The organism is Marinobacter shengliensis (genome assembly GCF_030297115.1).
GTDB classification, from domain to species: Bacteria; Pseudomonadota; Gammaproteobacteria; order Pseudomonadales; family Oleiphilaceae; genus Marinobacter; species Marinobacter shengliensis.
In genome coordinates, this window is the sequence record NZ_AP028062.1 from 3,455,791 (window position 1) to 3,469,367 (window position 13,577).

Genomic DNA, 13,577 nt, shown 5'->3' on the forward strand with positions numbered 1-13,577 from the left:
GGGAACTCATTCCGGGTTGCGCAGACGGCGCAGTGAGAAAAGCGACTCATCCAAAGGAACATCGAACTCGATAGATTCGATTCTTATAACAGTGCGGGATTCGGGATTATTCGCATCAACCATGGTCCAAAGCGTGGGTATCCGGCGCCCGTCCATAATCTTGACCTGTTCATAGGTCAGCCGTTTCACGAGCTGGCCCCGCTCCCCGTAGTAGGCCACTGAGATGGGGATGGCATCTGCACGAACCTCAAATTCAAGCCGGCTCCAGACCACCGGTGCGTCGGCATTTGGCGCCGAAACAATCCGGTACACAGGTATTTCACCAGAGTTATCCACCCCGCCCAACTCATGGGCGTAGTCGTCAACGAACGAGCTTTCCTTGACAAGATCGTCGTTGCTGAAGTTAGAACCCATCCAGGGCTGTAACATCATAGAAGGCGGTATTTTGATGGTTCGGTCGACCTTAGGTAGGTAATTCCACATGGCATCGCCGATTCTTAACGAGCCAACCCCCGCCTCTTTTTTCGGCGAATGGATCCGGATCAACGTGCGTTCGGGCCGCTCCATCCAGGCCTCGAGTTGTAATTCCCGGGTCCAGTACTCGCTCTCGATACGCATCACATAATGACCGTGGTTACTTTCTGACCACAGGATCTGCTCCATGCCTTCAATCAGGGAAACCGCCGACGGTGTGCTTGCCGGAACATGAGCGGCTAGCAAAGAGAGCAAAAGAAAACAGGAACCCCTGAGAAGAATCACAGATCGTCCATCCGTCCTATTTGCCGAGCCAGTCGCATCGACTCATTCGTCTCCATCTCCAACAGTCCTTCCAGCAACTCACGGGCTTTCGCGATTTCGGCTTTTCCCAAAAGATTTTTGTATAGGCTCATGACCTGCGCATGGAAATCCATAACCTCACGGTATATTCCCTGGAAATCCAGCTTGGCATAGGGCTCGTCGCAAGTGCGATGGGTTTCTATCGGATTATGCTTCAGGTAGTCATAGACTCTTGTTTCCAGTGTGTTACTGGCACTCTGGCTCTCAAACTCATTCACAATTCTAGAAAGTTCCAACTCATGGGATGCAAGGTACTCCAGCAACGCTCTTGCCCTTTCCTCCTGATGCCGCGTGGCGCAGTGCCCCAGACACTGGGCCAGATGCTTGTGTAGGTCCCGGGTCCATTCGATCAATTCACCAAAGGTTTTGATATCCATGATGGCTTACTCTCCTTAAGTTGAACGCATGCCGTTGTGACGCAAATTCAGCGCCTTGGCCATGCTGCTATACCCGTTTTCGATAATCCCGGAATCTTGGGATAAAGCGCGGTGTATTAGCTGCATAGTCTCGCCACGCCTGCCCAAACATTGTCTCGATATCTTTCTCCTCATGAATAGACAGACGTGAGTACATCCAGAGCAACACAGGGAACATCGCCAGGGTAAGCAGCGTCGGCCATTGCAGTAGAAAGCCAAACATGATCAGTGCGAAACCAACGTATTGGGGGTGGCGAACCCAGGCATACAGTCCACTGGTGGCCAGCTTGCCCTCTTTCTGAGCGGTGTACAGTGTGCGCCAGCCGGCCGCGATCAGATAAAACCCACCCACAATGAAAGCGGTACTCAGCAAATGGAATGGCCCGAAGTGAGGAGAACCCTGCCACCCAAACAACATTTCCAGTAAATGCCCGCTGTCATGGGAAAACCAGTCAACATCCGGGTAGCTGCTTTGTAACCAGCCGGCCAGGAAATAAATGGTCAACGGGAAACCGTACATTTCAGTAAACAATGCGACCAAAAAAGCACTAAAGGCACCAAACGAGCGCCAGTCGCGCTTCGTTTGAGGCTTGAAAAAGCTGAACGCAAAAAAGATAAAAACAGCAGAGTTCAGGACAACGAGACTCCAGAGCCCGTAGTCAGTTGCTTCATTGCTCATGGTGATCTTCCTTTTTCGAACCGTGCTGATGTCCAGAATGATCTCCACCATGGCCGCCATGCATGAATATATGCATTAGCGGGCAAAGCAGAATAATCAACCACGGTAGCGCACCGAGAATATGAACCTTGTGTTCACCCCAAAGAAGCACCAACGCAATCACGCCGAAGAAAGAAAGGGTAATCCAATATCGACGGCTAAATTCCATAACGAATTCTCCTGAAGCTGTGACAAGCAATATTTACTCACCAACTCCTAAATCCAAGTGATAAGTCTAGGTAATCAAAGAAGCCTGAATTCAAACTGAACGATTCCGTCAGCTCGGAGAATGAGTTGATCTCAATCAATTCCTGGACGAACTTCGCGCACCCTCCCGCCTTCGCCCGGTGCTTTCATGACGATAATCAGACCAAATATTGTGATACTAATGCCGATGATTTCCACAACACTGAAGGTTTCCCCAAACCACAGTTGCCCGATAACAACACCTAAGGCCGGCGTAAGAAAGGTAAACGAATTGAGACTGTTCAAAGGAGCGCTTGCCAGCAGGGCATACCACAACACGACCATCAGTGCCGTAGCGGGAATGGACAGCACTAAGGCAGCGGTGGCAAACGACCAGGTCCAGTTAATGTCCATGCCTTCGCCCAGGATGACAGAAGCAAAACCCAGAAAAACTGAACCAATTACAAGCTGAATGCCCATTGACCAGTAGATATCATCGCTGCCGGCCTGGTATTTAAGCAGTACGTTTCCAATGGCAGTACCAACGGCGCCACCAAGAATATAAACCGATCCTATGAATCTGGAGTTACTTACTTCCATGTCAGGCGCTGCGAGCACCACAACACCGATAAAGCCAATGAGTAATCCGGCAAACAGACGCCCGCTCACAACTTCCCTGATGAAAAAATAGGACAACACAGCTGCAAAAAGTGGTTGTGCGTTTGCCAAAACGGTTGCAAGCCCGGGGCCCAATTCTCCGGCTCCGAGAAACATCCCGCCAAGCCCCATACCCGTGTAACTGAAGCCGATAGCCGTCAACAAAAAAAACCGTCGGGGGGAGTATCGGACGCGACCGCCCCTTGCAAGGGCGATCAGAACCAGGCAGATACCCGCCAGCAATGCCCGTAACGCCGCAAAAAGCAAGGGTGGCGCGTCTGGAAGACCCACCACGATAAAGGGAAAGCAGATTGCCCATAACACCGTGACAAGCAACATGCCGACAATTGATCGTATCGACATCAACTGACCCGACGCCAACCACGGTTCACCATGTTAGCGGCGCACTTTATCGTAACGCCGACGCAGCAACATCGAATTACCAATGACGGACAGCGAGCTGGCGGTCATTGCCACCACACCGATCATCGGGTGCAACAGGCCCGACGCGGCGATAGGAATAGCGGCGACGTTGTAGCCGCTGGCCCATATCAGGTTTTCAACGATCTTTTTGAAGGTGGCACGGGACAACACCATGGCGTCGACAACGCCCGACAGCTCCCCACGAACCAGAGTGACGTCCGCAGCTTCTATGGCCACGTCCGCACCGGCGCCTATAGCAATACCCACGTTTGCCTGTTTCAGCGCCGGGGCGTCGTTGATGCCGTCACCCACCATGGCGACGTGGTTGCCGTATTTTTCCTGAAGTTCCCGAATGGCGTCCACCTTGCCCTCGGGCAACACGCCGGCACGCACCTCATCAATACCGACTTCTTTGGCCACGGCGTTGGCGGCCCGCTCGTTGTCACCGGTAATCATGACGACGTGCAGCCCTTGCTCGTGCATGGCTTTGATCGCCGCGACGGATTCGTCCTTGAGCGTGTCGGCAACCGCGACAATGCCGCAGGCCTGACCGTCGCGGGCGACAATGACGGCGGTTCTGCCCTTGCCCTCCAGGTCCTGAAGCGCCTGGTCCAGGGCGTCCAGCCCTTGCACACCGCTTTCTTCCAATAGCAGACGGTTACCGATCAGCACCGTCTGACCCGCCACGGTTCCGGACACGCCCCGGGCACCGGTGGACCGGAAGTCAGATACATCACCGGGCTTTACGCCCCGCTCCCGGGCGCCGTCGACGATCGCTCGGGCGATGGGGTGTTCAGAGGCATTCTCTACCGCAGCCGCAAGCTCCAGCAGTTCGGTTTCCGTTATCCCCGAGGCGACGACGGTTTCCGTGAGTTTTGGCTCTCCCCGGGTAATTGTTCCGGTTTTATCCAACACCATGACCTTGATGTCCTTGAAGGTCTGGATAGCCTCTCCCGAGCGAATCAGGATGCCGCGCTCGGCACCAATACCTGACCCCACCATCAGGGCCGTTGGCGTTGCCAGTCCCAGGGCGCACGGGCAGGCAATCACCAACACCGCAATCGCCGCCAGGATCGCCAGCACCGGCGTCGCCGCCGCCGGATCTACCCAGGGCAGGAATCCGGCACCCCATTCAAGGATTGGGCGCAGGGTATCAGCGGCGAACAGCCAGGCCAGCAGGCTGCCCAGCGCAATAATAAGAACCAGCGGGACGAAGCGACCGGTCATGCGGTCGGCAAATTCCTGGATCGGCACCCTGGAGCCCTGGGCCTCGTCGATCAGCTTTACCACCTGTGCCAGGAAGGTATCACCACCAACGCGGGTTGCCTTCACCCTCAGGCGCCCCTCCTTGTTGATGGTCGCGCCGATAACGGTGTCGCCCGCACTTTTATAGACCGGGATCGACTCGCCCGTGGCGATGGATTCATCCAGGTGGCTCTCACCGTCCACGACCTCGCCGTCGGTAGGAACCTTGTCGCCGGGCCGAACAACCATGATGTCGCCAGGAGCCAGTTCTTTCACGGGAATTTCAATTTCCTCGCCGTCCCGCTCGACGCGAGCCGTCTTGGCCCCCAGGGTGAGCAACCGCCGAATCGCCTGGGAGGCTTTGCCCTTGGCTTTGGCCTCGAGATATCGGCCACCCAGGTGGAAGGTCATGATGGTGGCAGCCATCTCGATGAAGGAGGTCATCGGATAGACAAAGCCCACCAGGCCAATGATGAACGGTGGCAGGCTGCCCATGGATATCAGCACATCCATGTTGAAGGTGCCGTTCTTCAGGGAGCGCCAGGACGCCTTATGGGTAGCGGCACCGCCGAAGAGAAACACCACGGGGAATGCCAGCACGACGACAATCGCCAGATAGCCCGGGATGGGCTGCCAGAACATATGCGGCATCATCAGCAGCATGATCAGCGTGGTCGGTACCGCAGCAATCCAGAGCCTTCGCAAGGCAAGCTTGAGGTAAGCCTCCTCGACGGCTGAGTCTTCTTCCTGGTTGGTGTCTCCCTCCAGCGCAACAGCGGCAACGTCGTATCCGGCGCCCTCGATCAGCTTCTTCAGCTCCTGCTCTGCAGGACCCGCCGGGCCGACCACCACGCTTACGGTGTGGTTGGCGATATTGGTTGAAATGGTCTGCACGCCGTCGTGTCGCCCAAGTGTGCTTTTGATGATGCCTGCGCAGTGATCAGACCCCATCCCCGGAACAGTCACCTTGAACGTTCTGGTGCCAACCTCTCTGACGGAAGCCACATCGTAGCCAGCCCCCTCCACTGCCTTTCTTACAGCATCTCCGTCAGGGCCAGACGTGAAGGAGCGTACACTCACCCTGTGCCTGGCTATGTTGGTTTGAACATTACTGACTCCGTCCAGGCGACTGATCGTCTTGTTGATAATACCGGCGCAGTGGTCTGATCCCATTCCCGGCACAATCAACTCAAGTTCTCTTTGTCCCTGCGGTGCCTGATTTTTCGCCTTGTCCATCAAGACCTCCCTTCGCCGTCTTTGTTGCTTGGCCAGTCTCCAAACGCAATGATGTACAACAGAATCAGGTTCACTATCGGTATCAATATCAGGATACCCATCCACCCCGGATATCCCGTGCGCTGGCAAATGCGCCAGGCCGGAATGACAACAACGATGGCAATCACCAGCATCCACAGCCAATGCCCTGCCCACATGGTGTGGCCAAACATATTATCTTCCATCATGGTCCTGCCCTCCTCGTTGTATCCTGGTTATTAGTGGTTATGTTCATGAGGCTTCTCATGTCCCGATTGCCGGGAATTCTCAGACTTTTTCAGGAAGATCTGCTCGACTACCGCGATTGCAATCATGGTGACAACTGCCACGCCGATAACGAACGGATCGGTATTCAGTTTGACCCAGACAAAGCCTCCAAGGACGAGCAAATCCAGCAAAATGGCGATAGCTGGCACCCACGCTTTGGCCTGCACATCTTCGCGCAAATAGCGAAGTACGCCCCAATGGATGGCTATGTCCATGATCAGATAGAACACAATGCCCAGCGCCGCGATGCGGGAGAGGTCAAAGAATGCGGTCAGAATCAGCCCCAGAGCTACAGTGTAGACCAGTGTGTGCTTCTGGATGCTACCCGGCATGCCGAAATGCCGGTGAGGAACCAGTTTCATTTCCGTCAGCATCGCGAGCATCCGGGATACCGCGAAAATGCTGGCCAGAATACCTCCGGCGGTAGCCATCATGGCAATGGCAACGGTGAACCAGACAGCGTATTCCCCCAGTGCCGGGCGCGCGGCAGCGGCAAGGGAGTAGTCTCGCGTTTCGATAATTTCAGCCAATGACAGGTTGCTGGCGACAGCAAATCCGACCAGCGTGTAAATCACCACGCAGGCCGCAATGGAAATAACAATGGCGCGCCCCACGTTTCGCTTCGGGTCTTTAACTTCCGAGCCACTGTTGGTGATGGTGGTGAAACCCTTGAAAGCCAGAATCCCGAGCGCAGTAGCTCCCAGAAAATTACCAGCAGCTCCAGCGTCGCCCGGGCTCGAGAAATCGACCGAAATGCTGTCGGCAATCCACAAACCAACCAACCCAAAAATCAATATACCGCCGATTTTCAGGACCCCGATAAAGGAAGCCACGCCCTGAATCATCCGGTTGCCCTGAAGATTGACAAGAAATGCCACCAGAATCAGTGATACCCCAAAAATGGGAACCATTCGCCCGCTTTCATCGCCTCCGAAAAGCTGCATGGTGTAGGAGCCAAACGTGCGCGCGAGAAAGCTCTGGGCAATCACCATGGAAAAATACATCAGCAAGGCATTAAACGCGGTTGGCAGCCGATTGCCGTAGGCCTTGTGCAAGTACATGCCAATACCGCCCGCAGACGGCCAGGTATTGGAGATTTTAATATAGGAGTAGGCGCTGAAGCTGACAATCACCGCCGCTGCAAGGAACGCGAGCGGGAACAGAGCACCCGTCATTTGTGCCATTTGCCCGGTCAATGCAAAAATACCGGCGCCAATCATGACACCGGTACCCAGCATGACCGTACCCGCCAGCGTGAGGCTGCCTTTTTTGTAGCGAGTGACTCTGTCCTGTTCCTTGCTCATTTAGCCTCCGGTCACTTTTTCATCGGTGGCATTTTCGAACAGCAGACAGGTACATGCTTGGCATTGGCCCGGACGTTTTCATCTGTAAAACGATATCCAGCCAGTTTCCGGCGAGTCCACCACCCGGGCTTCAGGCCGCCGCCATGAGCCCCAATCAACTCAATCAACTCGTCAGTAGAGTAATGTGTGCCATCATAGGTGACATGCAACTGGTTGCCGGATTTGCGCTCGGCAAAATCGACGCCGGGGTTATTGTTGAGCTCTTGGATGAGCTCTTCCCACTGCCGCTCGCCAAGGCCTTGTACTGTCAGTTTCCTGTGCATCAGAAACTGTTCTTGACTGGTTGCTTTGTGTGTTTTTGTCATCGGGCTGCACCTCTACACCAGGTTAATTCCTTTTATTACAGCACCCCAACCTGAACTAAAACTGAAAAGAGACGAAGGATTTCGATGGAACTGACATACATCAAATAGTAGATGGAAAACGGGCTCCAGGAATTCCCGGAGCCCGTTAAAACGGTGATCAGAAGGCCAGTCTCGCCCCAACCACCGCGAACCAGTCTTCGGTACCTCCGCCACTGGCGCGAGCGAAATCGGCTGTGTCGCCGTATTTGCGCTCATGGACCACGCCCACATAAGGTGAGAAAGAGCGGTCGATCAGGTCGTAACTCAGCCTCAAGCCCATCTCGGTGGAGTTTATACCCTTACCCATGCCAATCTCCCGGTCTTCCGAGAACGCCAGCAAGGTTTCGAAGGTGGCAGAGACAATCCAGTAATTAGTGATCAGCAGCTCGTACTCAGCCTCAAAATCCACCGAGGCGTCGCCCTCATCACTGACATACAGGTTGGTATCGATCTCGAACCAGTACGGTGCCAGACCGGTCAGCCCGATCACACCGTAGACCCGGTCCGGGCCTTCCGGTGTATCGATGCGAATACCTGCCTTGGCATCCCAGAACTCACTGATCGGAGTCTGGGCCAGAAACTGGTTTTCCAGGGTTTCCCACGCGTTGTGGGCTTCCTCCCACTCCCCCGTGAACTGCCACCGGAATTTCAGCTCGTCACTGCCGTACCAGGCATCGGATTCAATCACCGCCAGCTTTTCATCGGAGTCGCTGTAGCGGTACTCGAATTTTTCGGCACTGACACCCCAGAACGCGTTAACGCTGTTCGCATCAATCGCCTCGTCTGCCAACACGACGGCAGGACCCATCAGTGTCAAAGCAGAAATCCGGGCGAGCCATGGGTTACACGTTCTCATGCGTCACCTCCCTTGGCCAGTGCATCGCCAGAGGCGACTTCTTCATCCGGGCCGCCCTCAACCACAATCTTGCGGAACATACCGGCCGCTGCGTGATAGGAGAGATGGCAATGGAACGCCCACTCACCCGGTGCATCCACCTCGGTTTCCATATACACCGTGGTCGCCGGCGCCACGCTGATCACGTGCTTGATCGGATTCCACTTACCGGCCCCGACATCCAGGATTGACCACATGCCGTGCAAGTGCATCGGGTGCGTCATCATGGTTTCGTTCACAAACTTGAACCGGACCCGCTCTCCGTATTGAAGCACCACTGGGTCAGCATCCTCATACTTCACGCCGTTGATGCTCCACTCGTAACGCTCCATGTTGCCGGTCAGGCGCATTTCGATTTCACGGGTCGGCTCACGCTCTTCATAGAGCGGGCTTTGAGCCCGGAGATCGGAGTAAGACAGAAACTTACCGCCATTACTGGCCGTTGGAAGCAAGCCACTGCCGCTGGCGTAGAAGGGGTCTTCCGGCATTCCAGCACCATGGGCCGAATGATCCATGCCACCCTGACTCATGGAGTCGTGGTTCATGGAACCGTGATCCATGCTGCCGTGGTTCATGCTGCCGTGGTTCATGTTGCTGTGATCCATCGCCCCATCGCTCATATTGCCATGGTCCATACCGCCATGATTCATCGAGCCGTGGTCCATATCGCCATGGTCCATGTGGCCGGCCATATCCGCCATGGTCAGCATCGGCGCTTTGCGCAGTTCCGGCACTTCAGCCACCATGCCCTCGCGGGGTGCCAGCGTGCCACGGGCATAGCCGGAACGGCCCATGGACTCGGCGAAGATGGTATAGGCCTGCTCATCACGGATGTGCACAATCACATCGTAGGTTTCTGCCACACCAATCCGGAACTCGTCCACATTCACCGGCTGGACGTTATTGCCATCGGCCTGGACCACCGTCATCTTCAAGCCAGGAATACGAATGTCGAAGTAGGTCATAGCGGAGGAGTTGATAAACCTCAGGCGCACCCGCTCACCGGGCTTGAACAGCCCCGTCCAGTTCTGCTCCGGCCCTTTGCCATTGATCAGTCCGGTGAAGCCCTGAACGTCTTCCACGTCGGCCTTCATCATGCGCATCTGGCCCCACATCCTGCGATCATGCAGGGTTGCCATGAAGCCTTGCTCACGGGATTCGGTAAAGAAATCCATCACCGTTTGCTGCTGGCGATTGTAGTAGTCGGGTGACGACTTCAGGTTGCGCATGATGCGATCACCGGAATGCGGGTGCTTGTCGGTCAGCTGCACCACGTACTCGCGGTCATACCGGAACGGCTCCCGACCTTCAGGCTCGATAATGATGGCCCCGTAGGCGCCATTCGGTTCCTGGAAACCGGAGTGGCTGTGGTACCAGTAGGTACCCGCCTGCACCACCGGGAATCGGTAGGTAAAGGTTTCACCCGGCTTGATGCCGGGAAAGCTGATGCCGGGCACACCGTCCTGCTCAAACGGCAGAATCAGGCCGTGCCAGTGTATCGAGGTGGTCTCTTTCAGGTTGTTGGTGACGTTGATCACCACGTCCTCGCCCTCTTTGAACCGGAGGGTCGGGCCGGGCGAACTGCCGTTGTAGCCAATGCCTTCCTTGACGAAATCGCCGGTATCAATCTTTACCCGGTCAACCGTCAGGTCATACTCCCCTGCCATACCGATGGCTGGCAAAAACAGCGCCAGGGTGACCGCTATCAGGCGTCTGGTCATGGTTCTACTCCTGTTACTGTTGGAACCTTACATCACCGTACATGCCTGCCTGGTAATGGCCGGGCACGTTGCAGGCGAACTCCAGGGTGGTGTCACCGGAAAAACGCCAGATCAGTTCACCGCTCTGGCCCGGCTCCAGCAGTACGCTGTTCGGATCGTCATGCTTCATGGTGTGTCCGTCCCCCATATCCATTTCCATCATCTGGTGGTTGATGGTTCCACCCTGGATAACCCCGTGCTCCACCATCATGACCATTTCTTGCTGATGGGCTTCGTGCATATCGGCAGTTCCGATATTGAACTCGTGGACCAACTGGCCGTGATTTTCCACCACGAAACGCACCACCTCACCTTTCTGAATGTCGATGGTTTCCGGCTCGTAGTAGTTGTCATACATAGCCACCGTGACGGTGCGAGTGGCTTCCGAAGCGTTTGCCGGTTCGCCAATGGCAGCGCCAGAGCCGTGTCCATGCCCGTGGCTGTGCCCATGGGCGCCGGCGCCAAAGGCGGTAGCAGAAAGTGACAAGGCGGCCGCCGCAGTGATGAACTTTGTTATTCTCATGGAAATGTCTCCTGTATTGTGACTGGTGAGGAATGCAGGCCCGGAGTGAGCAACATTCAAGTGCAGAGCGAACAGGCGATACCATGGCCCACCAACCTGAATTCTTTCTGAAAAAGCCGATTAATTGCTGTTCAGGCTGAATTCAGGCTACTGCGGCATAGTGCTTTGGGGTACAACAGGAACCGCTGCAATCGAGGCGAGTGAGATGAGATTACTGCTAGTAGAGGATGACCGCTTATTGGCTGATGGCCTTTCACGTCAGCTTGAAAAATCAGGCTTCAGTGTCGATATCGCAAGTACAGCGAAAGAGGCTGGCATTCTCGGCTCACAGGAGAGCTATCGCGTGTGTGTGCTGGATCTGGGCCTGCCAGATGGCAATGGTTTGACGGTGCTAAAACAATGGCGCGCTCACCACATCGATTTTCCGGTGCTGATTCTGACCGCCAGAGGCGATTGGCAAGATAAGGTTGACGGCCTTAAAGCAGGTGCCGATGACTACCTGGCCAAGCCGTTCCAGACGGAAGAGCTGGTCGCCCGCCTCAATGCAATCATCCGGCGCGGCGATGGGCGCGTGTCCTCTACCGTTAGAGCGGGCCGGTTTGAGCTGGATGAAAACCGACAGAGCCTGAAAATGCAGGATGGCACCGAACACTCGCTCACGGGTACCGAGTTCCGCCTGCTCCGATGCCTGATGAACCGCCCGGGGCATGTCTTTTCCAAAGACCAGCTCATGGAACAACTCTACAGCCTTAACGACAACCCGAGTGATAACGTCATCGAAGCCTACATCCGCCGATTGAGGAAACTGGTCGGCGCTGAAACCATTGCGACCCGGCGGGGCCAGGGATATCTGTTCAATGATGCCGATCACTAAACCCCTGTCCGTCAGGACCACCCTGCTGACGCTCCTGTTGCCATCAGGCATTGTGTTGATGGCACTGGCATGGATAGTCCATGGCTTGCTGTTGGACCGCATGTCGCGGGATTTCGTGGAGGGCAGATTGCACGACGAAGTTGCCTTCCTGGAGCTACAGGTGCGACAGTCCGGCGGCCAACTGGACACCCTCCAAACCGGGGACTATTTCGAAGAGGTGTTCCACCATGCGTTCGCGCTTCACTCCCCCACCGTAACCACGATTTCTCCCGAATCCTGGCGCCCCTTACTGGAACCACTCCTGGAGGCTAATCAGCAAGGTAGCATCCGGGTTCAGGGCTCCGGGGCGGCAGGTGCTCCATCAGACATCCTGGCTTATCGCCGGCAGATTACGGTTGATGGTGTGCCCTATGTCATCATCGTGTCAGAAGACATGGACGCGCTCCGATCCAGCCAGGCGGAGTTACATGCCTGGACGGCCATCGTATCGATTCTGCTCATTCTGTTACTGGTTGCCGTCATCTGGGTTGGTATCGCGCTTGCCCTGAGGCCAGTGGCCTCGCTGCAGTCTGCGCTGACACAACTGCAGGGCGGCACCATTTCACGCATTGATGTTCGGGCACCAGAAGAATTCCGGCCCCTGGTAAACCAACTGAACCAGCTGTTGGATTCGCTGGATCAGCGCCTGGAGCGCTCCCGGGACGCCCTGGCCAACCTCTCCCACAGTGTCAAAACCCCCATTGCTGCGGTCCGCCAAATACTTGAGGACGACAGCCGGCCACTGGATACGGCCTTAAGGGACGAAATGGCATGCCGGCTCAGCCACATCGACAAACAGCTTGAAACCGAGATGCGCCGGAGTCAGTTTGCCGGTCCGCAGGTCGGAAAAAGTGCGTTACCCGTCAAGCAGGCCAGGGATTTGTTGTGGATGTTGGGCCGCTTGCACCCCGAAAAATCGTTCGAGCTGACGACGGATTTAACAGACGAACACCGTTGGCCGGTTGAAGAGCACGACCTGAGTGAAGTGTTCGGCAACCTGCTCGACAATGCCGGCAAATGGGCAACTCACAGCATAGAGCTGTCACTCAGTGAGTCAGCGAACACCGTGAGGATGGTTGTGACGGATGATGGCCCGGGGGTCGCTGCAGCAAACCTGGATCACCTTGGCAGCCGAGGGCTCAGGCTGGATGAGCAAACACCCGGCCATGGCCTGGGGCTGGCCATTGTCCGGGATATCGTACAGCGCTATGGTGGCCGTATAAACTTCAGCGATGGCGCAAAAGGTGGCCTGCGCGTTGAGGTTGATCTGCCGCGTAAATCCTAGGGGGCTGAAATTGAAAATAGGTGAGCTATCAAAGACAGCAGGCCTGCCGGTAGAAACCATCCGCTACTATGAAAAGATCGGCCTGATGCCAGCGCCTGAGCGCAACGCCAGTGGCTATCGCCAGTACCGGTCTGACCACCGTGACCGCCTGTTGTTCATCAAACGCTGCCGCAATCTGGACATGACCCAGGACGAAATCCGGGAGCTGATCCAGCTTGCCAACCAACCAGAGGCAGACTGCTCAGAGGTAGACGCCTTGCTTGCCCGACATCTGAACCATGTGCGCGAGCGTCTCGCGGAACTGGCCCGGTTGGAGAAGACGCTGGAGCGATTACAAAAGGCCTGCTCCCGGGGGAGAAGCGTCAGCGAATGCGGGATTCTGGATGGTCTGAACTCAGAGATCGGGCAGCTTGAGGGTACCCATCACGCTAACCACGTTCCCGGCACCCACGGAAAATAATCTCGCCTG

15 protein-coding genes are annotated in these 13,577 nt (G+C 55.8%); 3 read left to right on the top strand and 12 right to left on the bottom strand.

Features of this window, described 5'->3' with window-relative positions:
- Positions 1-6: 6 nt before the first annotated feature.
- The 12 genes from QUE75_RS15835 to QUE75_RS15890 all read right to left on the bottom strand — a co-directional run bounded on the left by QUE75_RS15835 (position 7) and on the right by QUE75_RS15890 (position 10,910).
- The gene (locus QUE75_RS15835) at positions 7-759 is read right to left on the bottom strand and encodes an outer membrane lipoprotein-sorting protein (protein ID WP_286251661.1); all 753 of its coding nucleotides are present in this window, start codon (positions 757-759) and stop codon (positions 7-9) included.
- The gene (locus QUE75_RS15840; protein ID WP_286251663.1) at positions 756-1,214 is read right to left on the bottom strand and encodes an ATPase; all 459 of its coding nucleotides are present in this window, start codon (positions 1,212-1,214) and stop codon (positions 756-758) included. The genes QUE75_RS15835 and QUE75_RS15840 overlap by 4 nt, the downstream gene beginning before the upstream one ends.
- 67 nt (positions 1,215-1,281) lie before the next feature.
- On the bottom strand, positions 1,282-1,932 hold the full coding sequence (locus QUE75_RS15845; protein ID WP_286251664.1) for a methyltransferase family protein: 651 nt from the start codon (positions 1,930-1,932) through the stop codon (positions 1,282-1,284).
- Positions 1,922-2,140 carry a DUF2933 domain-containing protein gene (locus tag QUE75_RS15850; protein WP_286251666.1) on the bottom strand — a complete coding sequence of 73 codons (219 nt, stop codon included), beginning with the start codon at positions 2,138-2,140 and terminating at the stop codon, positions 1,922-1,924. The genes QUE75_RS15845 and QUE75_RS15850 overlap by 11 nt, the downstream gene beginning before the upstream one ends.
- A 131-nt stretch (positions 2,141-2,271) precedes the next feature.
- On the bottom strand, positions 2,272-3,177 hold the full coding sequence (locus tag QUE75_RS15855; RefSeq protein WP_286251668.1) for a DMT family transporter: 906 nt from the start codon (positions 3,175-3,177) through the stop codon (positions 2,272-2,274).
- Between the two features lie 33 nt (positions 3,178-3,210).
- Positions 3,211-5,718: a heavy metal translocating P-type ATPase gene (locus QUE75_RS15860; protein WP_286251670.1), complete on the bottom strand. Its 2,508-nt coding sequence runs from the start codon at positions 5,716-5,718 to the stop codon at positions 3,211-3,213.
- Positions 5,718-5,945 (bottom strand): DUF805 domain-containing protein, encoded by a 228-nt coding sequence (locus QUE75_RS15865; RefSeq protein WP_058091911.1) that lies wholly within the window; start codon positions 5,943-5,945, stop codon positions 5,718-5,720. The genes QUE75_RS15860 and QUE75_RS15865 overlap by 1 nt, the downstream gene beginning before the upstream one ends.
- A 30-nt stretch (positions 5,946-5,975) precedes the next feature.
- Positions 5,976-7,328 (bottom strand): APC family permease, encoded by a 1,353-nt coding sequence (locus tag QUE75_RS15870; RefSeq protein WP_286251673.1) that lies wholly within the window; start codon positions 7,326-7,328, stop codon positions 5,976-5,978.
- Between the two features lie 11 nt (positions 7,329-7,339).
- A complete protein-coding gene (locus tag QUE75_RS15875) occupies positions 7,340-7,693 on the bottom strand; it encodes a hypothetical protein (protein ID WP_058091910.1) in 354 nt (117 codons plus the stop codon).
- Between the two features lie 157 nt (positions 7,694-7,850).
- A complete protein-coding gene (locus QUE75_RS15880; RefSeq protein WP_396631666.1) occupies positions 7,851-8,588 on the bottom strand; it encodes a copper resistance protein B in 738 nt (245 codons plus the stop codon).
- A complete protein-coding gene (locus tag QUE75_RS15885) occupies positions 8,585-10,348 on the bottom strand; it encodes a copper resistance system multicopper oxidase (protein ID WP_286251675.1) in 1,764 nt (587 codons plus the stop codon). Before QUE75_RS15885 ends, QUE75_RS15880 begins: the two co-directional genes overlap by 4 nt.
- A 13-nt stretch (positions 10,349-10,361) precedes the next feature.
- Positions 10,362-10,910 carry a cupredoxin domain-containing protein gene (locus QUE75_RS15890; RefSeq protein ID WP_061332940.1) on the bottom strand — a complete coding sequence of 183 codons (549 nt, stop codon included), beginning with the start codon at positions 10,908-10,910 and terminating at the stop codon, positions 10,362-10,364.
- A 205-nt stretch (positions 10,911-11,115) separates the two neighbouring features.
- Here QUE75_RS15890 and QUE75_RS15895 point away from each other — a divergent pair, with 205 nt between their 5' ends.
- From QUE75_RS15895 to cadR, 3 genes are read left to right on the top strand one after another with little or no spacing between them, the layout of a single operon-like run.
- Entirely contained in the window at positions 11,116-11,784 is a 669-nt protein-coding gene (locus tag QUE75_RS15895; protein WP_106694694.1) for a response regulator transcription factor, read from the top strand.
- Complete coding sequence (locus QUE75_RS15900) at positions 11,768-13,108, top strand: ATP-binding protein (RefSeq protein ID WP_286251678.1); 1,341 nt, start codon at positions 11,768-11,770, stop codon at positions 13,106-13,108. The genes QUE75_RS15895 and QUE75_RS15900 overlap by 17 nt, the downstream gene beginning before the upstream one ends.
- Positions 13,109-13,118: 10 nt before the next feature.
- Positions 13,119-13,568: a Cd(II)/Pb(II)-responsive transcriptional regulator gene (gene cadR, locus QUE75_RS15905; RefSeq protein ID WP_286251679.1), complete on the top strand. Its 450-nt coding sequence runs from the start codon at positions 13,119-13,121 to the stop codon at positions 13,566-13,568.
- Positions 13,569-13,577 lie beyond the last annotated feature (9 nt).

Coding starts and splice junctions, on each gene's coding strand:
- QUE75_RS15840 (WP_286251663.1), bottom strand. CDS start 1,214: ATGGATATCAAAACCTTTGGTGAATTGATCGAATGGACCCGGGACCTA.
- QUE75_RS15845 (WP_286251664.1), bottom strand. CDS start 1,932: ATGAGCAATGAAGCAACTGACTACGGGCTCTGGAGTCTCGTTGTCCTG.
- QUE75_RS15850 (WP_286251666.1), bottom strand. CDS start 2,140: ATGGAATTTAGCCGTCGATATTGGATTACCCTTTCTTTCTTCGGCGTG.
- QUE75_RS15855 (WP_286251668.1), bottom strand. CDS start 3,177: ATGTCGATACGATCAATTGTCGGCATGTTGCTTGTCACGGTGTTATGG.
- QUE75_RS15860 (WP_286251670.1), bottom strand. CDS start 5,718: ATGGACAAGGCGAAAAATCAGGCACCGCAGGGACAAAGAGAACTTGAG.
- QUE75_RS15865 (WP_058091911.1), bottom strand. CDS start 5,945: ATGATGGAAGATAATATGTTTGGCCACACCATGTGGGCAGGGCATTGG.
- QUE75_RS15870 (WP_286251673.1), bottom strand. CDS start 7,328: ATGAGCAAGGAACAGGACAGAGTCACTCGCTACAAAAAAGGCAGCCTC.
- QUE75_RS15875 (WP_058091910.1), bottom strand. CDS start 7,693: ATGACAAAAACACACAAAGCAACCAGTCAAGAACAGTTTCTGATGCAC.
- QUE75_RS15880 (WP_396631666.1), bottom strand. CDS start 8,588: ATGAGAACGTGTAACCCATGGCTCGCCCGGATTTCTGCTTTGACACTG.
- QUE75_RS15885 (WP_286251675.1), bottom strand. CDS start 10,348: ATGACCAGACGCCTGATAGCGGTCACCCTGGCGCTGTTTTTGCCAGCC.
- QUE75_RS15890 (WP_061332940.1), bottom strand. CDS start 10,910: ATGAGAATAACAAAGTTCATCACTGCGGCGGCCGCCTTGTCACTTTCT.
- QUE75_RS15895 (WP_106694694.1), top strand. CDS start 11,116: ATGAGATTACTGCTAGTAGAGGATGACCGCTTATTGGCTGATGGCCTT.
- QUE75_RS15900 (WP_286251678.1), top strand. CDS start 11,768: ATGATGCCGATCACTAAACCCCTGTCCGTCAGGACCACCCTGCTGACG.